Genomic DNA, 25,211 nt, shown 5'->3' on the forward strand with positions numbered 1-25,211 from the left:
CTGAAGAAGGAAACCGCCGAAGCCGTCGTCGAGTACGTCACCCCGATCAAGAACCGGGTCGACGAGCTGCTGGCCGATCCGGCCGAACTGGAATCGGTGCTGGCCACCGGTGCCGAGCGCGCCGAGCAGGTGGCGTTCAAGACGCTGCAGCGCGTCAACGACCGACTGGGCTTCCTGCCGCGTCTGCGCTGACGTTGTGGACGCCGCGCCGGGACACCCGCGGCGTCGCACACTAGGCTTTTCGGCAGACAAGGGGGTTTGCCGAAAATGACCGACTCGGACCAGCCGGGCCTACTCGACCGACTGCGTCAGCGGCATCCGTGGCTGGATCGGATCATGCGGGCCCAGGACCGCTACCAGGACTGCAACGGCGACTTCTACGCCGCCGGCATCACATACTTCACAGTGTTCGCGCTGTTCCCGCTGCTCATGGTCGGTTTTGCCGTGGGTGGTTTCGTGCTGGCCTCCCGCCCGGATCTGTTGGCTGAGCTCGAGGTGCACATCCGGTCCGCCGTCGCGGGCGACTTCGGAAATCAGCTGGTCGGCTTGATGGACTCGGCCGTGAAATCGCGCACGTCGGTCGGCGTCATCGGCCTGGCGACCGCGGCGTGGGCCGGCCTCGGCTGGATGGCCAATCTGCGCAAGGCCCTCACCGAGATGTGGGAGCAACAGAGCGAACCCGACGGCTGGGTGGGCACCAAGCTGTCCGATCTGCTGGCGCTGGTCTCGGCATTCCTGGCCATCGTCGTCACGATCGGCCTGACCGCCCTGGGTGACACCGGATTGATGACGACGGTCCTGCACTGGTTCGGCGTCGGCCACGTGCCGGGTCTCGGCGTGCTGCTGCGGGTGGCGTCGCTGACGGTGTCGTTCCTCGTGGCGTGGCTCATGTTCACCTGGATCATCGCCCGGCTGCCGCGGGAAAAGGTCAGCTTGCGCAGCTCGGCCCGTGCGGCGCTGATCGCCGCGGTGGGCTTCGAACTGTTCAAGCAGGTCGCTTCGATCTACCTGCGGACCGTCATGCACGGCCCGGCCGGTGCCACATTCGGTCCCGTGTTGGGTCTGATGGTGTTCGCCTACATCACCGCACGGCTGATCCTGTTCTCGACCGCGTGGGCGGCAACTGCCGCGGACACCATGGCGCTGGCCCCGGTGGCGCCGCCCGGACCGGCTGCGATCGTCACCCGCTACCGCGAGCGCGAGGGCGTCGACGCGAACAGCGTGGCGGTGGGCGCGGCCGTGGGTCTGCTCGGTGGGCTGAGTCTTTCGCGGCTGGTGCGACGGCGCAGGGGGTAGCTCCGGCGCCGGTCCATTGCCGGGTGATGGTGTATATGCAACAATGGTGGCATGGCCAACGCCGCTGTCGATGAGATCGCCGGTAACTGCCTGGCGGTCCGCGTCCGGTTACTCGGCCGGGCGGTGACGAGCCTGTATGACCACGCCCTCGAAGAACATGGCGTCAGCATCGCCCAGATCAATCTCCTGGCGGCGCTGGGGAAGATCGGCCCGTGCTCGCCGGCCCGGATCGGTGAGGTGCTGCAGTTGGAGCGGTCGACCGTCAGTCGCAATCTGAGCCTGTTGATGAAACACGGTTGGGTGGAGGCGGTGTCGGTGAACGCCAAGGGTGTGCGTGAGGTCGTGCTGACCGCGTCGGGTCGCAAGAAGATCGAGACCGTCATGCCGGCATGGCGGCAGGCGCAGCGCCGGGCTGCCGAACTGCTGGGTGCCGGCGGCGTCACGGCGGTCCGGTCCCTCGCGACCAGCGTCGGTTTGTCGTCCGGCGACTAGGAAATCGTTGAGGTCGGCCGCCGTCAATGCCCAAATGTTGTATATACATCAAATAGAGGAGCTGTGATGTCACATCCCACGTCGAAGATTTTCATGATCGGCGCGACCGGGGCCCAGGGACTTCCTGTCGCCCGCGCCCTCGTTGCCGACGGCAAGTATGCCGTTCGATTTCTCACTCGTGACGCCACGAGTGCCCGGGCCAAGTCGTTGCTCCAATTGGGCGGCATCTCGGCACTCGAAGGGACCTTCACCGATGAAGCCGTCCTGCGAGAAGGCTTCCGCGAATGCGACGGTGCATTCGTCAACATCGACGGATTCAACACCGGCGAGAAGACCGAGATGTATTGGGCGATGCGCGCTTACGAGATCGCCATCGAAGAAGGCATCAGGTTCTTCGTGTACGGGAACCTCGACTACGGGCTCAAGAAAGCCGGCTACGACTCGAAGTACCGCGTCGGGCACTACGACGGCAAGGGGCGCATCGCCGAATGGATCCTGCTGCAGAATCAGGCGAATTCGGCCCGGATGGGCGCTGCCATCTTCACGTCGGGCCCGTACATCGAAATGACGATCTCGCCCCTGACGCCGATGGCACCGAGTGTGGAGGACGGCGTCGTCACCTGGCGCGTGCCACTCGGCGACGGTGCGATGCCCCACGTCTCCCTTGAGGATTGCGGCTACTACGTGCGCTGGCTCTTCGACAACACCGACAGGTCCAACGGCATGGACCTCGAGGTGGCCATCGACCACATCTCGTATCGCGAGCTTGCCCGGGCGTTCGAAGCGGTCACCGGGCATCCCGCCCGATACGTCGACACGGACATCGACGCGTACTGGCAGGGGCCGCTCGGCGGCGTCGCCGATACCCCTGCCGGATACAACGCGGCCCCGGATGACCCGAGCACCATGACATTTCGAGCCAACTTCACCGGTTTCTGGAACTTGTGGAAAGACGGCATCATCGAGCGGAACTACGCGCTGCTGGACGAAATCCACCCCAACCGGATCCGCAGCGCCGAGCAGTGGTTCCGGCGTGAGGACGAACTCGGCAAGGCGGCCGGGAAGGGCAGCCTCTGGGAGCGGGTGCAGCCGCAGAACTGGAGTCTGGACTCGGCCGTTCTGAAGAGCAGCCAAGACCTGCGCACCGGAAAGCTCTGATCCCGGTCGGCACGCCGCCGTCAGCAGCCGTCCGGGCACACGATGTCGACGAGGGCCGACGGTGTGCCGCCCTCCAGCGTGCGCACGCTGCCGACCGTGCAGGCCGTCAGCGGTGCCGTCGGTGTCTGATTGAGTTGCACCAGATACCCCGCGGCCCGCAGGTCGTTGATCACCCCATCGGCCGACGCCGCCGACGCCGTCGGCGCTTGGAACATCACGATGGCGGCCAATGCCGCCATCGCCGATCCGGCGACTGCTGCTTTCATCTCATCCCTCTTCCTGCTGTGCCGATCGCCGGCGCACCAGCGTCATGATCGTCCAGCGGTTCGAATATCCTTGTCCGACAAGGACGCCCACACTGAGCAGCGCCATGATCGGGTACTGCGCGATGAGCTGGTCCGAACTCCAATAGACCGCAAGCAATCCCGCGGATACGGCCGCGGACAGCGTGCTGAACACTCCGAGCACCAGGACCAGCCCCAGTGCCACTTCGGTCAGCGGCGTCATCAGGCCGGCCAGGTCTGCCGTCGGCCGCAGCAGGTGCTCGGCCACGAAGCGAAAGTACTCCGGCACACGCGAATTCGCCGACGCGCCGTCGACGACGAGCAGGATGTCCGCGCGCCCGAAGTGCGCCCGGAACTTCACATAGCCCTCGTGGAGCCACAGCAGTCCGAGCCCGACCCGGACCGCGCCGAAGAGTATCGACGCGGCCAGGTCGGCGCGGTCGCGCGTGGTCAGTGCGCGGGTGGTCATCAGACCGGTCATCACATCAGCGAGGCAGCGCCGAAGACTGCCTTCGCCTTGTCGCAGTGGATGACGACGGTGGTGTAGCCCATGGTGTCGATGCCGGTCAGCGGGAACGACTGGGTGGCCTGATCGAACTTGATGGCGGCGATCTCCTTACCCGCGGCGACATCGGACTCGGTGGAGCCCTTGGTCAGGTACACGTGCAGGTCCGGGCCCTCGTCGGAGGAGAAGTCGGTGAATTCGAGATTCATACCGCTGACGGACGCCATACCGGCGACGTGCTTGCCATTGAGGCCGGTGAAGTGGCCCGTGCGAGCTGCCGCGCTCGATGAGGTCATCGCGGACGTCATGGTGGACGACATGGCGGAACTGGAGGGGCTGGATGAACCGGCCGACTTCATCTCGTTCGCACCGCACGCGGTGAGCATCAGCGCGAACACCGCAGCTGCTGTCGCTGCGATCGGCTTGATGACCATGTGGAACTCCTTCGAGCGTCGTGGGGTGCCGATCACCCCGTCGCCGATGAAGTTAGGGAGCATCCGTCGCGCATTCGACAAACATTTCAGAACCGTAAGAACCGGCCCGTCACGCCGCCGGCTGTCTAGGCTCAGCACCATGAGAGGTGCGATGTGGATGCGCCCGTGAGTTCCGACGACGGCGGCGGAGCGCACGTCGTGCTGGTCGAAGACGACCAGCGGGTGCGGACTGCGGTGGCGGCGTACCTGCGCGCCAAAGGTTTTCGGATCGACGAGTTCTCCGACGGGGAAACCGCGCGGGACGCCGTGCAACGCTCGACGCCTGACGTACTGGTGCTCGACCGCATGCTGCCGGGGCTGTCGGGTGACGACCTGCTGCGCGAGATCCGCACCCGCTCGGATGTTCCGGTGATCATGCTGACCGCGCTCGGTGCGAGTGGGCACCGGATCGACGGCCTCGAGCTCGGCGCCGACGACTACCTGGCCAAGCCGTTCGCGCTCCGTGAACTGCAACTGCGCATTTCGAAACTGTTGCGGCACAGGGTCTCCCACCAGTCGCCGCTCGCCCCGTTCGTCGTCGGCCGGTTCCGGATCGACCCGACGATGCGCCGGATCACCTGCGGCGGCGCCGATGTCGAGCTGACCGCACGCGAATACGAGCTCCTGCTCTTCCTGCTCAAGAACCCCGACCGCGTCGTCTCCCGCGACGAGATGCTGCGGGAAGTATGGGGCTGGAGTACCGGCGACGCATCGACGGTGACGGTGCACATCCGGCGACTCCGCGAGAAGATCGAAGCCGACCCGCGCGACCCCGTCTATCTACGCACCGAATGGGGCACGGGATACCGATTCACGCCGTCGGGGCGGTCGTCGTGATCCTCGGTGCGGTGGACCTCGTCATCATCGCGGTGACGGCCCTGATCTGTACGTCGGTGGCCACCGGCGCGGCCGTCCTCGTCATGCAACTCAACCGGCGCGGGTCCATCGGGACGCAGGTGTCGGTCCTGATCTGCGCGACCATCGTCGCGATTGTCGCCTCCACGGTCGCCATCTCGATCGAGATGTACCTGTCATCGCACGATCTGCAGGTGCTGCTGGCGGTGCTCGCCATCTCGGCGCTCATGGCCGGCCTCGCCGCCGGGTTCATGCTGCGCCGGCTGCGGCGGTCGCTGGCCCGGCTGCAACGTGCCGCGCAACAGATCGGCAGCGGTGAAATCGTCACGGCGGACATCGACAGCTCAAGGGAATTCGCCGAACTGTCCAGCCAGCTTGCGCAGTCATCGGCGCAATTGGCCGCTGCCCGTGCGGAAGTCGAGCAGCTGGATCAGTCCCGGCGGCAGCTGGTCGCCTGGGTTTCGCACGACCTGCGGACACCATTGGCCGGGATGCGCGTGATGGCCGAAGCGCTCGAGGAAGGCGTGGTCGACGACCCGGCCGACTACATCCGGCAGATCCGCGATCAGGTGGACTCGGTCAACAGCATGGTCGACGGACTGTTCGAATTGTCCAAGATCCAGAGCGGCATGCTCAAGCTCAGCAAGGAGCCGGTGGTGCTCCTGGACCTCGTGTCCGATGTCGTGTCCGACATGCAGGCCCTCGCGGCCACCCGCGGCATCCGCATCACGCATGCGGGCATGGCCGACGTGGTGCTGAATGCCGATGCCGGAGAGCTGTCCCGGGTGGTGGCGAACCTGCTGGTCAACAGCATCCGGCACGCTCCGGAGCATTCCGAGATCGAGGTTTCGGCACAGCGGCTCGAGGGCGACCGGATCGTGCTCACGGTGCTGGACCAGGGGCCCGGCGTGCAGTCGCACGATCTCGGGCGCATGTTCGACATGGGGTGGCGCGGTACGCAGGCCCGTACCCCGGAGGCCGACGGGTCGGGCGCCGGCATCGGTCTGGCCATCGTGCGGGGCATCGTCGAGGCGCACGGCGGGCAGGTGTCCGCCGCCCACGTACCCGGCGGATTCCGGCTGGATGTGACGCTTCCGACGACGTGACGGCTAGGCGCCCGGCGGCGGCGCGGTCAGCACCCTCGGGCCGAGCTGGTGCGCCAGTTCCAGCGCGAGTTCCATCGCGAGCCGCCGCTCCCCGGGCTGGTATCCCAGCAGTTCGGTAGCCCGGGCCACCCGCTGCAACACGGTGTTGCGGTGGGTGTGCAACCGTGTGGCGGCGCGGGGAGCGTTGTCGGCCTCATCGAGGAAAACCCGCAGGGTGTCGCGCAGGCGGGCTGCCGCCGGGGTGTCCTCCGCGAGGGGTCCCAGCGTTGCCGCGACGAATTCGGCTGCGCGATCAGGGTTCTGGGCCGCCAGTGCGGTGACCTCGAGGTCGCGGAAGAGGGCCACTCGCGCGCCGCCGGGGTGCCCGGCGAGCAGACTCTGGATCGCCAGCGCCGCCTCGTGGGAACGGCGAAATCCGGTGATGCCCGGCCGCGTCGGCCCCACCGCGACGCGAATGTGGTTCTGCGCCTGCGCGATTGCGTCAGACAGTGCATCGACCGCGGGCTCGGAACTGCTGCCCAGCCAGGCCCACAACGTGGACGGGCCGACGGACAACGTCAGCGGCGGGCGGGTGCCCGCGGCCCGCGCCAGCACCGCCGCAGCGGATTCGAGTGCCCCCTGGACGTCGCCGTGCGGCGGCGTCCACAGCACCAGTGCGGTGTGGCGCTGGCGCAGGTCGTATCCCAGGCGTTCGCCGGCCCGCGCCGCGTCGATGGCGGCGCCGTCCAGGATGAGCCGGATCGTTTCGGCGCGGCGGGCGATGGCCCCGCCGAGTACATCCTCGCGTTCGCGTTGCGCTGCGGCGATCACGCCGGCGACCACGTGGTCGACGTACTCGAACATGCGCGCCGAAGCGACTTCGAGCAATTCGAAAAGCAGTGGGCCGGTCGACTCCAGCTGGGCGGCGTGCTTCAGGTAGCGACTCCACGCGACGTTCTGACCGCGCCGGTAAGACTGGAAGATCAGGTCGAGGTCCAGCCCCCGCCGGGCCACGGTGCGGGCCACGTCGAGTGCTTCTGGCGGGATGTCGATGGGCGCCATCTTGGCGTCGCGCCGGGCGAACATCGACAGTAAGCGCACGGCATTGGCGCGGTTACTGGCCGAGGTGTCCGCCAGCACCGCGGCATCGGAACCGGCGGCGGGGGAGAGCTCGACCTCGGCGGCGTCCATCTCGGCCACCAGGTCGTCGATCTCGGCCAGCATCAGCTCGGCAACGTCGCCCATGAGGTTGATGACCTCAGGCGATGGTGTCTCGGCAGCCATCAACGAAGTATGCGCCTGCACATATCGGGGGCCGAGCACTGGGCCGTCGCACCTGTTTTGTGTCTCGTGGCATCCATAGCGTTAGCGCCATCACAACAGCGCTTCCCAACGATCAGGAGTCACAGTGTCCACCTCAATGAAGCGGTCCGAGACGCGCGATGTCGATGTGTTGATCATCGGGGCGGGGATCTCCGGCATCGGAGCGGCGTACCACTTGAAGGCGAACCGCCCGGGCACGTCGTTCCTGATCATCGAGGGGCGCGACACCATCGGCGGCACCTGGAGCCTGCACCGGTACCCCGGCATCCGCTCGGACTCCGACATGCCCACCTTCGGGTTCGGCTTCAAGCCGTGGACCCACCGCAAGTCCATCGCCGACGGTCACATCATCCTCGACTACCTACAGCAGGCCGTCGACGAGAACGGGCTCGACGAGCACATCCGGTTCGGCCAACGGGTCCTGAACGCGAACTTCGATTCGGGCACCGGGCGCTGGACCGTCACCACCGGTCAGGGCGAGGATACGACGACGTTCACCGGCCGATTCCTGTTCCTCGGCACCGGCTACTACGACTACGAGAAGCCGTTCATCCCGGACTTTCCCGGCAAGGAAGACTTCCGCGGCCAGGTGATCCACCCGCAATTGTGGCCGACGGATCTGGACTACACCGGCAAGAAGGTCGTCGTGATCGGCAGCGGCGCAACGGCAGTGACGCTGATCCCATCGATGGCGGACCAGGCCGGCCACATCACGATGCTGCAGCGCTCGCCGAGCTATGTGCTGTCGGTGCCGGCGGCCGACCCGATCACCAACGCGCTCAACAAGGTGCTGGGCCACGAGCGTGCCTTCCCGATCGTGCGGCGCAAGAACATCGCGACCGCCCGCGGGCTGTACAAGCTGTGCCAGAAGTACCCGACGGTGATGCGAAAGCTGTTGATCGCCAATGTCGCCCGCCAGCTGCCCAAGGGCTTCGATGTCGACACCCATTTCACCCCGCACTACAACCCGTGGGAGCAGCGCCTGGCGATGGTGCCCGACGGCGACTTGTTCAAGGCGTTCCGGACCGGCAAGGCGTCGGTGGTCACCGATCAGATCGAGCGCTTCACCGAGCGCGGCATCCTGCTGCAGTCCGGGCAGGAGCTGGAGGCCGACATCATCGTCACCGCAACGGGTTTGAACATGTCGCTGTTCGGCAAGATCGCGCTGAGCGTCGACGGCCAGGTGCTCAACCCGCCCGACCACACGGTGTACAAGGCCATGATGGTCTCCGACGTGCCCAACATGGCGTTCGCGATGGGATACACCAACATCGCGTGGACTCTGAAGGTCGACCTGGTCTGCGAGCACTTCTGCCGGATGCTGGACCACATGGACGCCCATGGTCACGACGTCGTCGTCCCCGTGGTGGAGAACCCCGACATGGCACGCGGCCCGCTGATGGACCTGTCGTCCGGCTATGTCCAGCGCGGTATCCAGCAGTTCCCCCGCAGCGGCGACAGAGGCTCATGGCTGGTGAAACACGCCTACGAGATGGACGCCGAACGACTGCGCAACGGTCCCATCGAGGATCCGGGCCTGCGGTTCTCGTCCGTCAAGACCGTCGCGTACGCCTCGTAGAGAGAGTCCGATCATGAAGCAGCTCGATTTCTACAGCCACGGATCCCGCTGCGCCGCTTGGCATCTGCCCGCCACGACCGATGCGCTCGCCGGGGAGTCCGGCCGTCCGTGTGTGGTGATGGCGCACGGTTTCAGCGGGACGAAAGACACCGCGCTGCTCGGCTTCGGCGAGCCCTTCGCCGCCGCCGGACTGGACGTGCTGGTGTTCGACTACCGGGGCTTCGGGGAGTCCGAAGGCGCTCCGCGGCAGGATGTTTCGATATCCCGCCAACGGCAGGACTACCACGCCGCGATCGCCGCGGCGCGGCACCTGCCCGCGGTGGACCCGGACCGGATCGTGCTGTGGGGCACCTCGTACGCCGGCGGCCACGTCATCGCGGTCGCGGCCCGGGACCAGCGCATCGCGGCCGTCATCTCGATGAATCCCGCCGTCGACGGGGTGGCCACCCTGGCGCACCTGCGTCGTACCTGTGGGACCGGCTACCTGGTGCGCTCCACCGTCAACGCCCTGAGGGACGTTGTCGGCAGCGCATTGGGGCGGCCGTCGCACCTGGTGCCGGTGGTGGGACAGCCCGGATCCAACGCGGTGATCGCCACGTCGGGTTCGGAAGAGGCCTGGCTGCCGGTAGCCGGGCCGACGTGGCGCAACGAGGTCCGCGGCCGGCACGCCCTCGGCGTCGCATTCAACCGGCCGATTACGAAAGCCGGAAAGCTGACGTGCCCGATCCTCGTGCAGCCCGGCACCGACGACCGCATCGCGCCGCCGGCCGCGGCGCGCAAGGCAGCCCGCCGCGCCGGGTACTGGGCGCAGTTGCGCGAGTACCCCGCCGACCACCTCGATTTCTACGACGGTCCCTGGCAGCAGCGGGTTCTGGCCGACCAGCTCGACTTCCTCAAGCACGACCTGGCACCGGCCCACGGGCACCACCGCGTCAACCACTCAGCCTGAAAGGGTTACACCGATGAAGACCACCGCAGCCGTCCTGCTGGAGCCCGGCAGGCCCTTCGAGATCATGGAACTCGACCTCGACGGTCCCGGCCCCGGCGAGGTGCTGATCAATTACACCGCCGCCGGACTGTGCCACTCTGATCTGCACCTGTCCGACGGTGACCTCCCACCGCGCTATCCCATCGTCGGCGGTCACGAGGGCGCCGGCATCATCGAGGACGTCGGCCCCGGCGTCACCAAGGTCAAGCCCGGTGACCACGTGGTGTGCAGCTTCATCCCCAGCTGCGGCCACTGCCGCTACTGCTCGACCGGTCGGCAGGCCCTGTGCGACATGGGCGCAACCATCCTCGAGGGCTCCATGCCCGACGGCTCGTTCCGATTCCACAAGGGCGGCACGGATTTCGGTGCCATGTGCATGCTGGGCACGTTCGCCAAGAAGGCCACCATCTCGCAACACTCGGTGGTCAAGATCGACGACTGGCTGCCGCTGGAGACCGCCGTCCTCGTCGGCTGTGGTGTCCCGACCGGATGGGGCGGCGCCACCTACGCGGGCAACGTGCGGCCCGGCGACATCACCGTCGTCTACGGCATCGGCGGCATCGGCATCAACGCCGTCCAGGGTGCCGCGCATGCCGGAGCGAAATACATCGTGGCCATCGACCCGGTGCCCTTCAAACGCGATACCGCGCTGAAATTCGGTGCGACACATGTCTTCGCGAGCGCCGAGGCCGCCGCCGAGAAGATCACCGAACTGTCCTGGGGGCAGGGCGCCGATCAGGCCATCATCTGCGTCGGAACCGTCGACGAGGACGTCGTCACGTCGGCCTTCAGCGCCATCGGCAAGGGCGGGACGGTCGTCGTGATCGGTATGGCCAACCCCGAGAAGCTGACGATTCACGTCTCGGGCCTGGAACTGACGTTGTTCGAGAAGACCATTCGTGGCTCGCTGTTCGGCTCGGCCAACCCGCAGTACGACATCATCCGTCTGCTGCGGCTGTACAACGACGGCCAGCTGCAACTCGACGACCTGGTGACCACGCGGTACACCCTCGAAGAGGTGAACCAGGGCTATCAGGACCTTCGGGAGGGCAAGAACATTCGCGGGATCATCGTGCACTGACGATTCCGGCCGGTAGGTTTGCCACTGTGATCGCAATGATCCCGCAGTGGCAGATCGGACCGGTGCAGGTGCCGGTGCACGGTCTGTTCGTGGGGCTGGGTGTGCTGGCCGCCGTGATCGTGTTCGTCCACGAGGCGCGCCGCCGCGGCGCGGTGAACGAACAGTCACTGGTGGCCGTCACCGGCGCCCTCGTCGGCGGGGCGATCGGCATGCGGGCGTCGGGGTTGGCGCGCCACCTCGATTTCAGCGCCAACCCGACTGTCGCGCAGGTGTGGGAGTACGGCTCCAAGAGCATCCTCGGCGGACTGCTCGGTGCCTACCTCGGCGTGCTGATCGCCAAGCGGCTCGGCGGATATCGCGGCAAGACGGGCGACCTGTTCGCGCCCGCGGTCGCCCTCGGGATGGCCGTCGGCAGAATCGGCTGCCTGCTGACGGAGGCGCCCGGACGCCCGACGACACTGCCCTGGGGAGTACATGCGCCGGCCAGTACCCCCGAATGCCCGGGGTGCGTCGCCGGGCTCGCCATGCACCCGTCATTTGCATACGAAATCGCTTTCCAGTTGGCGGCTTTCGCGGTGCTCATGTGGCTGCGGCCGCGCATCACCCATCCCGGCGAGCTGTTCGTCATCTACGTGGCGGCCTATGCCGTGTTCCGCTTCTTCGTGGAATTCGTGCGCGCCAACGAGACCGTGTGGCTGGACCTGACGCGGCCGCAATGGGTGCTGCTGCCGTCATTGGCGCTCTTGGGTTTTCGGGTGTGGCGCGGTTACCGCCGCGGCTACTACCGGGTTTCGTCTGCAGACAAGGAGGGCGACCGTGTCCCAGCCGCCAATTGATTATCCGGACGACGAGCCCGGCGACGGCGTGCCGCCGGGCCAGAACCCGCCCCAGCACCCGCAATACGCCCAATACCCCCAATATCCGCCGCAGTACCCGCAATACCCTCAGTACCCGCAGTACGGCTATCCGCCGCCGAAGCCCAACGCGATCTCCGTCGGCGGGGTGATCAGCGGGATTCTCATCTTCCCGGTGATCAACGTCGGCATCGGCTTCGTCACGGTGATGATGGCCAATCAGGGGAAGTTCCTGCTGGCGTTGGGTGCCGTGGCGCTGGCACTCGTCGCCTTCGGGGGCGGATTCGCGCTGTGGAAGACCGGCAACCCGGCGTCCAAGGGGCTCGGCCTCGGCCTGATGATCGGCTGGGCCCTCACCTCGATCCTGACCGTCGGATACTGCACCGGCCTCAACCCGACGATGTACACATGACGGCGGGCATGGGTCTGCGCGGTGACCGCATCCTGCGCTACGTGACGGCCTATTGCCCGCGCTGTCACCACGAGGCTCCCGAACGGCCGCTCGCCGATGTGGCGCGACTGGCCGGCCGGCTCGTCGAGCGCGACGGGAAGGTGTGGCTGGAGCGGGGTTGCCCGGCACATGGCCTGATCAGCACTCTGTACGACGAGAGCCCCGAGATCCTTGCGTACCTGGAGGAGTGGACCGCCCCGACCAAGGCGCACATGCCTGATGTGGCAGGCAATTTCGATCCGATCCCGTCGGCGTATCTGCGCGGGCTGCCGGAGATGCAGACCCAGCACACCTGCATCCTGCTCGAAGACATCGCCGAGGTCTGCAACCTCCGGTGCCCCACCTGCTTCACCGACTCGTCGCCCGACCTGCGCAATGTGGTGCCCGTCGCCGACGTGCTGGCCAATGTCGATCAGCGGCTGGCCCGGGAGAACGGGCGCCTCGACGTGCTGATGCTCTCCGGCGGGGAACCGACGCTGCATCCCGATCTGGCCGAACTGCTCGACGCACTGACCAGCCGGCCCATCACCCGAATCCTGGTCAACACCAATGGCATCCGGATCGCCACGGACGATGCCCTCCTCGAACTGCTCAGCGGCCACCGGCACCGCGTCGAGGTGTATCTGCAATACGACGGACTGTCCGAGACGGCGCACCGGCACCACCGCGGCGGCGACCTCCGCAAGCTGAAAACGCGGGCATTGCAGCGCCTTTCCGAGCGCCAGATTTTTACCACGTTGGTGATGGCCGCGGCGCTCGGCGTCAACGACAACGAGATCGGCGACATGGTGCAGCTGGCGCTGGATACGCCCTACGTCGGCGGTATCACCATTCAGCCGCAGTTCGGCTCGGGGCGGTCGGGCAACCTGGACGCGCACGACCGGCTGACACACACCGGTGTGCTGAGCAGGCTCGGCCCGCAGACCGCCGGCCTGGTGACCTGGCGGGACCTCACCGCGCTGCCGTGCTCGCATCCGCACTGCTGCTCGGTCGGCTATGTCCTGCGCGACGATTCCGGGCACTGGCGGTCGCTGGTGTCGCTGATCGGCCATGACATTCTCAAAGAACGACTCGGGTTGGTGTCCAACAGGATCGCCGACAGCGAGCTGCCGCAGGAACTGCAGCTGGCGGTCCGGGAATCGCTCCTGGGGTTGTTGTCCGAGCAGTCCTCGCTGTCGCATCCCGGGATCGGCGACGTGTGGCGAACCATCTGCCAGAACTGCGATCTGGGCATGCCGACGCTGCTGGCGCTGGCGTCGTCGGCCCTGCCGGGCGGAAAGAACCGGGTGCGGAAACTGTTGGGCGAGAGGGTGGTTCGCATCACCGTCAAACCGTTCATGGACATCTCGACCATGATCGAAGAACGTCTCGTGCAGTGCTGCGTGCACGTCGGCACCAGATCGAGCCAGGACCAATGCGCGCCGTTCTGTGCGGTACAGGCGTGGCCGGCGCTCGGGCGTCAGCGGATGTCGATCGCCGCGGGCACTGATTTGGGAAAGGCGCTGCCGCTCACGGTGATTTGAGGGTTGGCTCGTGGTTGTGGCATTGACTGCGAATCTGCGCACCTGCCCACTCGCACCTTCGCGACGTCAGTTCGCACTCAAGTCGCCGAGATCAATTGCTTGTCCAGTGTCCAGCGGGTGTGTTCTCCGTCCGCTCGGATCTGGCCAGCACAAGCCGTAGTCAGGCTGGTGCGCCCCGACTCGCCGACCACACTCCGCGCCGCACCACCGCCTGCACTTGCAGCTGCCGGTCCAGCACGACCAAGTCAGCGGACGCGCCGGGCCGTAACTCGCCGACGTCGTCGAAGCCGAGGGTGCGCGCCGGCGTCGTCGCCGTCATCGCCACCGCGTGCCGCAGCGCCGAATCCGACGCCGCCTCCAAACCCGTTGCCGCCGTCCGGAACAACGTGTCCATCGTGGCCGTACCGCCCGCAATGGTGGACCGCTCGCGCAGCCGCGCCACCGAGCCTGCGACCTCGACGTCGAGCCCGCCCAGTTGGTAGGTGCCGTCGGGCATGCCGGCTGCCGCCATCGCATCGGTGATCAGTGCGACGCGATCCGAGCCCGCGGTGACCGCCACCTGGTGCACGAGCGCGGGATGGAGATGCACGCCGTCGGCGATGAGCTCCACCGTCACCCGGCTGTCCTCGAGCAGCGCCAGCGCCGGGCCCGGATCGCGGTGATGGAGCGGGCGCATGCCGTTGAACACATGCGTGCCCACGGTGGCGCCCAGCTGCAGTGCCCTTTTGGTCTCTTCGTAGCTGGCGTCGGTATGGCCCACGGCCACAATGACTCCCGCGTCGACGAACCGTTCGATCGCGACATCGGCGCGGGGTAGTTCGGGGGCGATCGTGACCATGCGGATGGCCCCGTCGCCGGCGGCGAGTACGGCATCGATCTCCGCGGGGTCGGGCTCCCGTAACTGCGTTACGTCGTGCGCACCGCAGCGCGCCGAACTGAGCCACGGACCCTCCAGATGAATCCCGGCGACGACGCCATCGCGCACCGCGTCGGCCAGCGTCTGAATTTGCGCCAGCAGGACCTCTGGCGCCGCCGTGACCAGACTTGCCAGGGTCGTCGTGGTCCCGTGGGCACGATGAAACTCGGCGGCCCGCACCACGTCACCCGGATCGTCGGTGCCGTAGGAGAAGCCGCCGCCACCATGCACATGCATGTCCACGAAGCCCGGCACCACGACACCGTCGGGAAAATCGACGTCGACACTGCGGGGCGGGGCGCCGCCGCCGCACGCCACGATGCGGTCACCATCGATCTCCAGCCACCCGGGCCGGCACACGGAATCGCCGAGAACCACCGTCCCGGCCGAGATGAGCGTCATCGCCCGTAAGTCTCTACCGGTTGGAGTGCTGTGGGCGCCGATTGATCGAACGGGCAGCCATCATCAGCGAGAGCACCACCGCGGACCCGACCACGCCGACCCCGACGCGGATCGGCACCGCGTCGACCGGTGGCAGACCGTCGAAGGCCTGGGCGGCCGCGGGATGCTTGGCGTCGGGCTTGCGCTGGGTGAGCGACGGGTCCGGCTCGATCAGCGTGCCGACCTTGGTGCCGGGCGGCGTCGCGAACCCGTAGTCCAGCAGACGCGCGGCCTGCTCCCACGGCGCGATCGGCACGCGGGTGCCGTGCAGCAGGATCGCGACCAGCCGGCGCCCGCCGCGATCGGCAGCGCCCACGAACGTCTGCCCGGCGTCGTCGGTGTACCCGGTCTTGCCGCCGAGCGCGCCCGGGTAGTTGTAGAGCAGCTTGTTGTCGTTCTCCAGCTCGTAGCCGGGGTGGTCGCCGGGTTCGCCGGGCTTGGCCGGGTGGCCGGGGAAGTTGTACTTCTGCGTCGCCACGATCGAGGCGAACGTCGGGTTCTGCCAGGCGTAGCGGTAGAACAGGCCCATGTCGTAGGCCGACGTGCTCATGCCGGGGCCGTCCAGGCCGGACGGGGTGGCCGCCCGGGTGTCGCGACCGCCCAGCTTGGACGCCAGGTCGTTGATCTTCTCGATCGCGGTGTCCATGCCGCCGACCTGCATCGCCAGCGCGTGCGCGGCGTCGTTGCCCGAGTGCATGAGCAGGCCGTGCAGCAGGTCGTTGACGGTGTAGATGCCGCCGTCGTCGACGCCGACCCGCGTGCCCTCGGCGGCAGCATCCTCCGGGGTTCCGGTGACGCGCTTGTTGATGGGCAGCTCACGCAGCGCCTGCGTCGCGATCAGCACCTTGATGATGCTGGCCGGGCGGTGGCGCCCGTGCGGGTCCTTGGCGGCGATGATGTCGCCGCTGTCGAGGTCGGCCAGGAGCCAGGCGTCAGCAGAGACGTCGCCGGGTAGTGGTGGCATGTCGGGTGCGGCGACGATGCCGCAGCTGCCCATCAGGTCGCCGCCGAGCGGCGTCGCCGGGACGGGAATCGGAGCCGGCGGGTCGCCCGCCTTGGGCACCTCGGACTGGTCGACCGCGGGCGGGGTGTTCACCCGATACGGGCATGGATCCGCGGCCGGCGGGTCGGGTTCGGCATAGGCCAACGCCGGTGCGGCCGCCAGGAAAAACGCTGCTGCCAGGGCTGCAGCGCGCTGTGACGTTGATCGGGTGGTCGCCATGGTGTCGCCAGATTAGGTGACGGATGACCGGATCCCGTGTTGCCGCGCTGTGACAAGTGGGGTTGAAGTTACAAATGTGAATTAGCTAACCGGGGCCTACCGGCGCTCGGGGAGCGCGCAGTGCGCCAGGGCGGGCACCCCGATGGAGCTCATCCACAGCCGCCCGTCGTGCTCGACGAGTCCGGTCACCTGTCCGAACTGACGGTGCCGGCCGCGCACGCCCGCGACCGCGGCACCGCTGTCGGGATCGAAGGCGACGGCCCACACCTCCAGCGCCATCTGCGGCTGCAGCGCGTCCGGCAGACGCCACACCAACTGCCGCAGGATGGTCGGTCGCGGCGCGAGCCACTCGGCGGCGGCGTTGATCGGGGTGACGAACGCGACCCAGATTCGCCCGTCGGCGCCCGTCGAGATGTTGTCGGGCATGCCGGGCAGGTTGACCGCGAGCGGCGTGATACTGCCGGCCTGTGGCCCCGACAGCCAGTACTTCGAGAGCCGGCGCCCCTGCGTCTCGGCGAACACCAGCGCGGTGCCGTCGGCGGTGACGGTGACGCCGTTGGCGAAGTACAAGCCCTCGCGCAGTGTGCTGACCGTGCCGTCGGTCGCCAGCTTGTACAGGCCGCCGTCGCCGCGGGCCTCGAGGATCGCGGCGCGGAAGTGCTCGTAATGGAACGAACTGGTCGATTCGGTGAAATAGATTGTGCCGTCTTCGGTTTCGGTGACATTCGAGCAGAAGCGCAGGGGCCGGCCGTCGATGTCGGGTACCAGCACCTCCAGGGCGCCGGTGCCGGGATCCAGCGCCAGCAGCCCCCGGTAGCTGTCGCAGACCAGCAGTCGCCCGTCCCGCGCGACGTGCAGCCCCAGCGGCCGGCCGCCGGTATCGGCCACCACATCTGTGTCACCGTCGGGGGAGACCCGCACGATCCGCCCGTCGACCAGGCCGGTCCACAACACGCCGTCGGCGCCGACGACCACGTCCTCGGGGGCATCGCCGGGCATCGGCACGATGGTGAGTTCCGCGGACGGGAAATCAGGCAGGGCGTCGACCGGCGGCGGGGTCCAGCGCACCGGGTTGATGGGTGGCTTGTGCGGCACGTGTAGACGGTAACGCCTGTTACGTGTCGGCAGACGGGAAAACCTCCAATTTCCGTTTGGATTCGGGGTTTTCACGACTGCCTGCCGGGCGACCGTCAGTCGCGACGGAACTCTTCGCCCGTCGCCGTGTCCACGGCCGTCTCGCCGGGCGGCAGGTTCGACAGGTCGGGGGCGATGACCGTCGGCATGTCGCCGGAGTCCGGCAACCCGAAATGCGCCGGTGCGGACTGAACGGAGGCCGGCGTATCAAGCACCAGGTCATGGCGCCGCGGCAGCGTCAGCCCACGGAAGTACTCGGGCTGCGCGACGCGCCATGCGAACATCAGCACCACACCGAGCAGCAACCCGACAACGCCGACCACACCCACCGCGCCGAACCCGAAAATGGTGACGTTGTGGTGGTTTTCGTCCTTGAGCCAGTCCGGCTTGCTGTACTGGACCAGGCCGTAGACGAACACCACCGACAGTGTGATGCCGCCGAACAACGGCAGCAGGCCGCGCATCATGAAGTCACGCACGTTGCGGGTCAACGTCTTTCGGTAGAACCAGAGGCACGCGAACCCGGTCAGGGCGTAGTAGAAGGCGATCATCAGGCCGACCGAACCGATCAGCGCCGTCAGCAGATCGGCGCTGATGGCAGTGAACAGCACGTAGCACAGCACCGACAGCACGCCCATCACGATGGTCGACGTGGTGGGTGTCAGGTACTGGCGATGAATCTTTGCGAAACTCTGTGGCAGCGCCCGGTATACGCCCATGGACAGGGTGGTACGTGCGGTCGGCATGATGGTGGTCTGCGTCGAGGCGGCCGCCGAGGTCAGGATCGACGCCGACAGCAGCAGCATGCCGATCTTCCCGATCACGCTGTCCCCGAACAATGATGGCCCGATGGCGGTGAACACGTCCTTGGCGTTCTCCTGGTTGCCCAGCCCGATGCCTTCGGTGCCCACGCCCGCGAACGCGATGGTCGAGACGGTGACCAACGCGTAGGTGGCCAGCAGCAGGAACGTCGAGATGACGGCGGCGCGGCCGGGGGTGCGGCCCGGATCGTCGGACTCCTCGTTGCACGCCACCGCGGTGTCCCAACCCCAGTAGATGAAGATGGTGGCCAGCACCGCCGGGGCGATCACCGTGCCGAAATCCATTCCGCCAGGCCAGAACCAGGACCACGACGGCATGATCGAGTAGGCATGACCGTGATGCGTGTAGACCTTCACCAGCGCCACGACCGACACCACGATGAGTACGACGACCTCGACCGTCAGCAGCACGTACTGCAGCCGGGCCGACACCTCGATGCCGCGGTAGCAGATGTACGTCATCAACACGATCCAGATGACGCCTGCCACCGTCGACCACAGCGTGCTGTTCGCCAGACCGGCGGCCGAATGCCACCCGAGGTCACCAACGAACGTGAACGAGTACGACCCGGCGATCTGCGCGAGATTGGCCATCACAATGACGTCGGAGACGATGATGCCCCAGCCGCCCAGCCAGCCGACGACGGGACCGAAGGCCCGGGCCGCCCACGTGAACGTGGTGCCGCAGTCGGGCTCGGCCTTGTTCAGTTCCTGGTAGGCGACGGCGATGAGGTACATCGGCACGAACGAAATGAGCATGATCGCAGGCGCTTTGACCCCGGCGAGGAGCGTGCCGCCCGCGGCGATGACCAGACCGAGCGTCGCCGCCAGACTGTATGCCGGAGCAGTGGACGCCAGCCCGACCACCACGCTGGACACCAGACCGAGGGCACCCCGTTTGAGGCCTTTGTCTCGGGCGACGATGTCTGGCGCTGTCGTAGTCATCTGCTCCCTGCTCATCCCGGTTGATTGCCGATGAGATGCTACGGTTCGCCGCGCTCGAACACCGAGTCGTAGGTTGGTGTTTGTGACCACTGCGCAGGACACCGATGAATTCGAGCGGTTACGCCCGCACCTGCTGTCCGTCGCCTACCGGCTGACCGGTGTCTACGCCGACGCCGAGGACATCGTGCAGGACGCCTGGTTGCGCTGGCACAGCGCCGATGTCGAGTCGATCGAAGAGCCCCGTGCCTGGTTGACGACGGTGGTCAGCCGCCTCGGCCTGGACCGGCTGCGTTCCGCGGCGCACCGCCGCGAGGCTTATTTCGGCGAGTGGCTGCCCGAACCGGTGGTGACGGGATTCGACGCGTCCGACCCATTGGCCGCGGTGGTCGCGGGCGAAGACGCCCGCTTCGCCGCCATGGTGGTGCTGGAGCGGCTGACACCCGACCAGCGCGTGGCCTTCGTCCTGCACGACGGTTTCGCGGTGCCGTTCTCCGAGATCGCGTCGGTGCTCGGCGTGAGCGACGCGAGTGCCCGCCAGCTCGCGTCACGGGCCCGGCGCGCCGTCTCCGAGGCCCCGGCGCCACCGCCCGACGCCGGCCACAACGAGGTCGTCGGCAAGCTGATGGCCGCGCTCGCCGGCGGGGACATGGCCGCCGTCGTCGAACTGCTGCATCCCGATGCGACGTTCACCGGTGACTCCAACCGCCGGGCACCGACGGCGCCCCGCACCATCGTCGGCGCGGACAAGGTGGCCCGGTTCCTGTTCGGGCTGGCCAGACGTTATGGGCCGCAATGGCTTTCGACGTCGCAACTGGCGCTCGTCAACGGCGAACTCGGTGCGTACAGCCCCGGCCTGCCGGCCGACGGCGAGCATCCGGAGATGCTGCCGCGCGTCACCGCGATGACGGTGCGCGACGGCAAGGTCGTCGCGCTGTGGGACATCGCGAACCCGGACAAGTTCACGGCGTCACCGCTGCGATCTGATTAGCGGCTCGCCGCTGCGGTCTGATCAGCGGCCCTAGAGCACGGCCCTAGAGCACGTAGGGGATCAGGGCCTTGCGGTCGGTCGGGTACTCGGGAAACTTCTCCTGGTACCAGGTATGGGTGCCCAGCGCCCGGGGAATGAGATTGCCCGCGGTGATCAACAGGATGACCACCCCGGGCAGCGCCCAGGTCAGCAGCGCGAAGCCGGACCACGCGATGAGCTCGCCCAGGTACGCCGGGCTGGTGACGAACCGGAAACCGCCGCCGAACGGAATCCGGTACTCCGCACCGCCGGGGTTGTTCTTGTCGCGCAGGTTTCGCACGATCGACTCGGAGTTGACCAGGAGCACGAAGCCGCACAGATAGACCACCAGCCCCACCAGGAACCGGGGGTCGGTCAGCCACGCGGTGGTGTACTGCCCGAAGAAGTCGTGGCTGAACAGGGTCCCGTTGAGGTAGCCGTGCATCGACGTCACGAGCATGCCCATCACGATCACCGACACGTTGAAGGTGCCGCGCTTGCCGGGCGCCTGGCGGATCGCCAGCGGGAAGAACCAGCCCCGGTTGGCGTAGTGCAGCAGCCAGATCCCGGCCAGCACCAGCGACGTCGGCTCGAAGCGGTGCGGCCCGGCCAGGTAGCTGATGAGGAACACGACCGTCGCCGGAATCTCCATCAGCCACCAGCCGAGCTTCGGGTTGAGGTTCAAGCCGAGCTTCGTCGTCGAGAACCGCCCGTAGGAACTCTGCGCGAAGAAACCGCCGATGATCACGAACGCGGCGAACGCGAAGGCCGCCGTCAGCACGGTGTCATAGAACGTGTTGCCGGTGTACCAGTGCATGGGCAGTCCTCGCTGAACAGGCGGTTTCGGCGGCCGAGGCCGTCATTTCTGTAACGTGTTCTACCACCTGGCCAGGACGTGAGGCCAGCGAGAGTCCCGGCTCGCTCGGGCTAGGCCTCCCAGGGCACCCGGCACGCGTCGCCCGAGCTGAAGCCCTGCTCGGTGATCCCGAGCGCCGCGTACATCCGGGACCGCATGTTCTCCACGCCGATCTGATAGGTCAGCTCGATGACACCGGCCTCGCCGAACCGGCGCTTGAGATCGTCGACCTGTTCATCGGTCACGTTGTGCGGATCGGTGGTCATCGCGTCGGCGTAGGCGATGGCGGCCCGCTCGTCGTCGGTGAACAGCGGCGAGGTCGCGTAATCGTCGATGTGCTTGAGCCGGTCCACATCCAGGCTCTCCAGGCGCATCAGCATGGTGCCGAAGTCGACGCACCAGGAGCAGCCCACGGTCCGTGCGGTCCAGAAGACGGCGAGGTCGCGGACCGAGTCGGGCAGCGTCTTGGAGCCGTTCTTGAGCAGGGTCTCGTGCACGGCGTTGGCGACCAGCAGCCGCGGGTGGTGCGCCGCCACCGTGAACGGTTCGGGCACCTCGCCGAACTCACGCTTGGCGTAGCGGTACATGAGCCGGGTCAGCAGGCCGGCGCGTTGCGGGGGCAGGGGTTCGATGCGTGGTGTTGTGGTCATACCGGTTGGACGAGACAGCGTCGCGAGGTGTGACAGGGGTGTGGCGGGCATCACATGAGAAGGCGGCGGCTACCGTAAGACACATGTCTGTGGCCCCGAACTCTGCCTCGGTGAGTGGGTACGAGGCGCGGTGGGAGCAGCACAACGCCGAACGCCGGGCCCAGATCCTGCTGGCGATGATCGAACTGCTCGAGGAGAGCCCGCCCGGCGCCGACATCTCCGTCGCCGCCATCGCCAAGCGCGCGGGCGTCGCCAAGTCGGTGATCTACCGGCAGACCTCCGGCAAGGAGGAACTCGAGCGGCGGGTGCGGTCGTACCTCATCGACGACTTCGGGTCCGTCCTGGTCAGCAAGCTCGACATCTCCGACGGCTCGCTGCGCGAGATTCTGACCCGCACCATCGAGGCCGTCGCGGACTGGATGATCGACCATCCGCGGCTCAACGAATTCGCGCGCAGTGGCCCGTCGTTCGAGGGGGACGAGACGCTCGACGCCGTCGGCGAGCTGAAGCTGCGCATCATCGAACGCGCCGACGGCATCATCGCCGCCATCCAGTTGGCGATCGGCGTCGAGGACAGCGCGTTCAAACTGGTCCCGCTGGCGATCGTGACCATGGTCGAGGAGACGCTGTTCGCCTGGGTGCGCACGCCGGAACCGACGCACACCCGCGACGAGATGATCGCGCACCTCGCCGACTTCACGTGGTACGTCATCGACGGTGCCGCACGGGCCATCGGGTTCGAGGTCAGTCGTGATGAGCCGCTCGTCGCCGTGGTGGCCGCGCTGGCGAACCGTCAGGCCAACAACCCCGCGTTGTAGTCGGCCACCAGGCTGCGCACGGTCTCCTGTGCGCAGGACTTGTTGGTGCCGATGAACCCTGTCGGACCGCGTTTGATCCAGCCCGTCACGTAGGTCGCGGCGACACCGTCGACGCGACCGCTGTCATTGGGGACGGTGCCCCGCGCCGCGTCGAACGGCAGGTCGGCCACGGGCCGTCCCCGGTAGCCGATCGACGTGAGCACCAGTCCGGCATTGACGGTGTGCAGGTCGCCGGTCGGCTTCACCTTGATGGTGCCGTCAGCCGCCGCCACCAGTTCGTTGCGGGCGAACTCGATGTCCAGTCCGGCCGTGGTGCGCGCAATGGCGGTGGGCGACTGCAGGTACTCCAGCCGGATGCGGCGGTTCCCGGGCCGTCGTGGCAGGTCCCGCAGGATGCGGGCGCGCGCATCGGTGTCCGGCAGTGACGCCAGGTCCTGTGATGAGATGACGACGTCGACGTCGGGCATCGTCGTCAGGCCGACCAGCTCCGGCACGGTGAACGCCGACTGCGCGAGGCCCCGTCGCCCGACGACCACGACTTCGTCGATCTTGCTCTGCCGCAAGGCTTTCAATGCGTGCGGTGCGATGTCGGTGGCGGCCAGCCGGTCCGGATCGGTGGTGAGAATCCGGGCGACGTCGAGCGCGACGTTGCCGTTGCCGATGACGACCGCGCGCGGCTGCGACAGGTCGAAGACGGCGTCGGCGAAGTCGGGATGGCCGTTGTACCACGCCACGAAACGGGTGGCCGAGCTGACGCCAGGCAGGTTCGCTCCGGGTACATCCAGTGGACGATCCGTCGAGGCGCCGACGGCGTAGATGACGGCGTCGTGCTCGGCGAGCAGCTGCTGGTGGGTGATGTCGGAGCCGATCTCGACGCCGGTCACCAACTCCAGCCGCGGGTCGGCGGTGATGGTGTCGAACTGCCGGGACACGCCCCGGGTACGCCGGTGATCCGGCGCCACGCCGAAGCGGGCGAGACCGCCGGCCTGGGGCAGCCGCTCGTACATCCGGACGCGGGCGGCCGGGATGGTCAGCACTTCGTCGGCCGCGTACATCGCCGCCGGGCCGGACCCGACGATGGCCACGCTGAGGGCTCCGGGGGCGCGGACCTGCAGCGGGGGAACGACGGGCGCCAGCAGCGGCCGGGGCCGTGGTTCCTTGTAGAAGCCGGCGTTGAGCTCGAGGAAGACCTTCTCGGTCGGCTCCAGCGAACCGTCGTGCTTGATGGCGTCGACCGGGCAGGCCGTCACGCACGCGCCGCAGTCGACGCACTCCACCGGATCGATGTACAGCATCTCGGCGGTGTGGAAGTCGGGCTCGTCGGGCGTGGGATGAATGCAGTTGACCGGGCAGGCGTAGACGCACGATGCGTCGCTGCAGCAGGACTGCGTGATGACGTGGGGCATCAGGCGATCAACTGTGCCTCGCGGTTGGGTGCACTGCGGTAGCGGGCCGTCTCACCGGCGATGCCGCAGCGCTTCCACATCCAGCGGCCGACGCGGTTCATCAGGCCGATCTCCTCGGCCAGCGCGCGGGTCTCGTCGAAGAAACTCGCCATGATCTTCCGCGACTGCGGGCTGCGCCAGAAGGCTTGCCGCATGACGTCTTCCGGGATGTCGAACTGCTTGCCGAACGACTTCGACGACCCCATGATCTCGTGCGCCAGCCAGCGCAGCGTCAGCGGGAAGGCGACGGTGGCGAAGGCCTTGAACCGCCACGACCGTTCGGGCATGTGGGTCTTGAGGAATTCGTTGGCCCACGAGATGTGGCGGGCCTCCTCGGCGATGTGAATCTGCATGGTGCGCAGCACTGCCGGCGGCAGGTTGGCGCCGTTGCGGATCATGCCCTTCTGGAAGTGGTCGATGGGCTCCTCGCCGGCGAGGATGCCGGCCATGAACGCCGTCGGCGAGTACTGGCCGACCAGGCCGATGTACGGCGACAGCTTGAAGAACAGCTTCCGCATGCCCGGGACATCGGTACCGGAGCGGTTGACCAGTTCCTGGAACATCTGGATGTGGTTGCACTCTTCGGTCATCTCGTGGAGCGCGTACCGGAACTCGGGGGAGTTGTTGGGCAGCTTCATGATGAAGGCCATCAGCCCGCGGATCAGGATGCTCTCGAACGCCGCGCCCACCTTGACGGTGTTGAGCGTCCGCCAGCGGCCGATCTCGATCTGTCGCTCCAGCGGCTGGCTCTGGTACCACTCGGTGGCACCCAGCGGGTCGATGGTCGGGGACAGCACCCAGCGCGGATCGTTGAGGTCGATCTGCATGTCCGGGGCATCCCACGGGATGTCGAGGTAGGGGTCGAAGCGGCGCCGCACCGAGCCTTCCGACAGCACGTCGAGGAGATTCTGGTAACCGGGCTCCATTGCCTGAGTCATGTCTCCAATTTACCGGGAACAGTGGTCCCAGTAAATACCTGGGCCGAACGTGAAGAAGATCGCGAGGTTTTC

24 protein-coding genes and 2 pseudogenes are annotated in these 25,211 nt (G+C 67.3%); 14 read left to right on the forward strand and 12 right to left on the reverse strand.

Features of this window, described 5'->3' with window-relative positions; translation table 11 throughout:
* The 4 genes and pseudogenes from VXD91_RS16135 to VXD91_RS16150 form a co-directional block, all read left to right on the forward strand.
* Nucleotides 1-192 (forward strand): annotated as a pseudogene (locus VXD91_RS16135) (tryptophan--tRNA ligase); the annotation flags it as partial.
* Between the two features lie 75 nt (nucleotides 193-267).
* Entirely contained in the window at nucleotides 268-1,296 is a 1,029-nt protein-coding gene (gene yhjD, locus VXD91_RS16140) for an inner membrane protein YhjD (protein WP_138250171.1), read from the forward strand.
* Nucleotides 1,297-1,347: 51 nt separating this feature from the next.
* Nucleotides 1,348-1,788: a MarR family winged helix-turn-helix transcriptional regulator gene (locus VXD91_RS16145; RefSeq protein ID WP_226519271.1), complete on the forward strand. Its 441-nt coding sequence runs from the start codon at nucleotides 1,348-1,350 to the stop codon at nucleotides 1,786-1,788.
* Between the two features lie 63 nt (nucleotides 1,789-1,851).
* Nucleotides 1,852-2,946 carry an NmrA family NAD(P)-binding protein gene (locus VXD91_RS16150; RefSeq protein ID WP_346415901.1) on the forward strand — a complete coding sequence of 365 codons (1,095 nt, stop codon included), beginning with the start codon at nucleotides 1,852-1,854 and terminating at the stop codon, nucleotides 2,944-2,946.
* Between the two features lie 20 nt (nucleotides 2,947-2,966).
* Here the strand turns inward: VXD91_RS16150 and VXD91_RS16155 are convergent, their stop codons facing one another.
* From VXD91_RS16155 to VXD91_RS16165, 3 genes are read right to left on the reverse strand one after another with little or no spacing between them, the layout of a single operon-like run.
* The gene (locus VXD91_RS16155; protein WP_346415902.1) at nucleotides 2,967-3,212 is read right to left on the reverse strand and encodes a hypothetical protein; all 246 of its coding nucleotides are present in this window, start codon (nucleotides 3,210-3,212) and stop codon (nucleotides 2,967-2,969) included.
* 1 nt (nucleotide 3,213) lies between these two features.
* The gene (locus tag VXD91_RS16160; RefSeq protein ID WP_346415903.1) at nucleotides 3,214-3,699 is read right to left on the reverse strand and encodes a hypothetical protein; all 486 of its coding nucleotides are present in this window, start codon (nucleotides 3,697-3,699) and stop codon (nucleotides 3,214-3,216) included.
* Between the two features lie 11 nt (nucleotides 3,700-3,710).
* On the reverse strand, nucleotides 3,711-4,169 hold the full coding sequence (locus tag VXD91_RS16165) for a DM13 domain-containing protein (protein WP_346415904.1): 459 nt from the start codon (nucleotides 4,167-4,169) through the stop codon (nucleotides 3,711-3,713).
* A gap of 165 nt (nucleotides 4,170-4,334) precedes the next feature.
* Here VXD91_RS16165 and VXD91_RS16170 point away from each other — a divergent pair, with 165 nt between their 5' ends.
* On the forward strand, nucleotides 4,335-5,045 hold the full coding sequence (locus VXD91_RS16170; protein ID WP_293023447.1) for a response regulator transcription factor: 711 nt from the start codon (nucleotides 4,335-4,337) through the stop codon (nucleotides 5,043-5,045).
* A complete protein-coding gene (locus tag VXD91_RS16175; protein ID WP_293023450.1) occupies nucleotides 5,000-6,169 on the forward strand; it encodes a HAMP domain-containing sensor histidine kinase in 1,170 nt (389 codons plus the stop codon). The genes VXD91_RS16170 and VXD91_RS16175 overlap by 46 nt, the downstream gene beginning before the upstream one ends.
* A 3-nt stretch (nucleotides 6,170-6,172) precedes the next feature.
* Here VXD91_RS16175 and VXD91_RS16180 read toward each other — a convergent pair whose 3' ends face one another.
* A complete protein-coding gene (locus VXD91_RS16180; protein ID WP_346415905.1) occupies nucleotides 6,173-7,432 on the reverse strand; it encodes a helix-turn-helix domain-containing protein in 1,260 nt (419 codons plus the stop codon).
* Between the two features lie 136 nt (nucleotides 7,433-7,568).
* On the opposite strand from VXD91_RS16180, the gene VXD91_RS16185 reads away from it, so the two are divergent.
* The 6 genes from VXD91_RS16185 to VXD91_RS16210 are packed head-to-tail and all read left to right on the forward strand — an operon-like array spanning nucleotide 7,569 to nucleotide 13,947.
* Nucleotides 7,569-9,050: an NAD(P)/FAD-dependent oxidoreductase gene (locus tag VXD91_RS16185; RefSeq protein WP_346415915.1), complete on the forward strand. Its 1,482-nt coding sequence runs from the start codon at nucleotides 7,569-7,571 to the stop codon at nucleotides 9,048-9,050.
* A gap of 13 nt (nucleotides 9,051-9,063) precedes the next feature.
* Nucleotides 9,064-9,999: an alpha/beta hydrolase gene (locus VXD91_RS16190; RefSeq protein ID WP_226519264.1), complete on the forward strand. Its 936-nt coding sequence runs from the start codon at nucleotides 9,064-9,066 to the stop codon at nucleotides 9,997-9,999.
* Between the two features lie 13 nt (nucleotides 10,000-10,012).
* The gene (locus VXD91_RS16195) at nucleotides 10,013-11,119 is read left to right on the forward strand and encodes an NDMA-dependent alcohol dehydrogenase (RefSeq protein WP_226519263.1); all 1,107 of its coding nucleotides are present in this window, start codon (nucleotides 10,013-10,015) and stop codon (nucleotides 11,117-11,119) included.
* Nucleotides 11,120-11,154: 35 nt separating this feature from the next.
* On the forward strand, nucleotides 11,155-11,955 hold the full coding sequence (locus VXD91_RS16200) for a prolipoprotein diacylglyceryl transferase family protein (RefSeq protein ID WP_346415916.1): 801 nt from the start codon (nucleotides 11,155-11,157) through the stop codon (nucleotides 11,953-11,955).
* Nucleotides 11,936-12,385 (forward strand): hypothetical protein, encoded by a 450-nt coding sequence (locus VXD91_RS16205; protein WP_346415906.1) that lies wholly within the window; start codon nucleotides 11,936-11,938, stop codon nucleotides 12,383-12,385. The genes VXD91_RS16200 and VXD91_RS16205 overlap by 20 nt, the downstream gene beginning before the upstream one ends.
* Nucleotides 12,382-13,947 (forward strand): radical SAM protein, encoded by a 1,566-nt coding sequence (locus VXD91_RS16210; protein WP_346415908.1) that lies wholly within the window; start codon nucleotides 12,382-12,384, stop codon nucleotides 13,945-13,947. The genes VXD91_RS16205 and VXD91_RS16210 overlap by 4 nt, the downstream gene beginning before the upstream one ends.
* A gap of 160 nt (nucleotides 13,948-14,107) precedes the next feature.
* Here the strand turns inward: VXD91_RS16210 and nagA are convergent, their stop codons facing one another.
* The 4 genes from nagA to VXD91_RS16230 form a co-directional block, all read right to left on the reverse strand.
* The gene (gene nagA / locus VXD91_RS16215; RefSeq protein WP_346415909.1) at nucleotides 14,108-15,265 is read right to left on the reverse strand and encodes an N-acetylglucosamine-6-phosphate deacetylase; all 1,158 of its coding nucleotides are present in this window, start codon (nucleotides 15,263-15,265) and stop codon (nucleotides 14,108-14,110) included.
* A gap of 13 nt (nucleotides 15,266-15,278) precedes the next feature.
* Entirely contained in the window at nucleotides 15,279-16,526 is a 1,248-nt protein-coding gene (locus tag VXD91_RS16220; protein WP_318987326.1) for a D-alanyl-D-alanine carboxypeptidase family protein, read from the reverse strand.
* A 96-nt stretch (nucleotides 16,527-16,622) separates the two neighbouring features.
* The gene (locus VXD91_RS16225) at nucleotides 16,623-17,621 is read right to left on the reverse strand and encodes an SMP-30/gluconolactonase/LRE family protein (RefSeq protein ID WP_318987327.1); all 999 of its coding nucleotides are present in this window, start codon (nucleotides 17,619-17,621) and stop codon (nucleotides 16,623-16,625) included.
* Between the two features lie 95 nt (nucleotides 17,622-17,716).
* The gene (locus VXD91_RS16230) at nucleotides 17,717-19,426 is read right to left on the reverse strand and encodes an APC family permease (RefSeq protein WP_346415911.1); all 1,710 of its coding nucleotides are present in this window, start codon (nucleotides 19,424-19,426) and stop codon (nucleotides 17,717-17,719) included.
* Nucleotides 19,427-19,508: 82 nt separating this feature from the next.
* Here VXD91_RS16230 and VXD91_RS16235 point away from each other — a divergent pair, with 82 nt between their 5' ends.
* Complete coding sequence (locus VXD91_RS16235) at nucleotides 19,509-20,414, forward strand: sigma-70 family RNA polymerase sigma factor (RefSeq protein WP_318987329.1); 906 nt, start codon at nucleotides 19,509-19,511, stop codon at nucleotides 20,412-20,414.
* Between the two features lie 43 nt (nucleotides 20,415-20,457).
* Here VXD91_RS16235 and VXD91_RS16240 read toward each other — a convergent pair whose 3' ends face one another.
* Complete coding sequence (locus tag VXD91_RS16240) at nucleotides 20,458-21,249, reverse strand: 3-oxo-5-alpha-steroid 4-dehydrogenase (protein ID WP_346415912.1); 792 nt, start codon at nucleotides 21,247-21,249, stop codon at nucleotides 20,458-20,460.
* Between the two features lie 110 nt (nucleotides 21,250-21,359).
* A pseudogene (locus tag VXD91_RS16245) lies at nucleotides 21,360-21,923 on the reverse strand (carboxymuconolactone decarboxylase family protein); the annotation flags it as partial.
* A gap of 98 nt (nucleotides 21,924-22,021) precedes the next feature.
* Between VXD91_RS16245 and VXD91_RS16250 the strand changes: the two are divergent.
* On the forward strand, nucleotides 22,022-22,756 hold the full coding sequence (locus VXD91_RS16250; protein WP_318987331.1) for a TetR/AcrR family transcriptional regulator: 735 nt from the start codon (nucleotides 22,022-22,024) through the stop codon (nucleotides 22,754-22,756).
* Here VXD91_RS16250 and VXD91_RS16255 read toward each other — a convergent pair.
* Nucleotides 22,732-24,162 carry an FAD-dependent oxidoreductase gene (locus tag VXD91_RS16255; protein WP_346415913.1) on the reverse strand — a complete coding sequence of 477 codons (1,431 nt, stop codon included), beginning with the start codon at nucleotides 24,160-24,162 and terminating at the stop codon, nucleotides 22,732-22,734. The genes VXD91_RS16250 and VXD91_RS16255 overlap by 25 nt on opposite strands.
* On the reverse strand, nucleotides 24,162-25,139 hold the full coding sequence (locus tag VXD91_RS16260; protein ID WP_346415914.1) for a diiron oxygenase: 978 nt from the start codon (nucleotides 25,137-25,139) through the stop codon (nucleotides 24,162-24,164). The genes VXD91_RS16255 and VXD91_RS16260 overlap by 1 nt, the downstream gene beginning before the upstream one ends.
* Between the last annotated feature and the right edge of the window lie 72 nt (nucleotides 25,140-25,211).

Origin of the sequence: Mycobacterium sp. SM3041 (assembly GCF_039668335.1) — a bacterium.
GTDB lineage: Bacteria > Actinomycetota > Actinomycetes > Mycobacteriales > Mycobacteriaceae > Mycobacterium.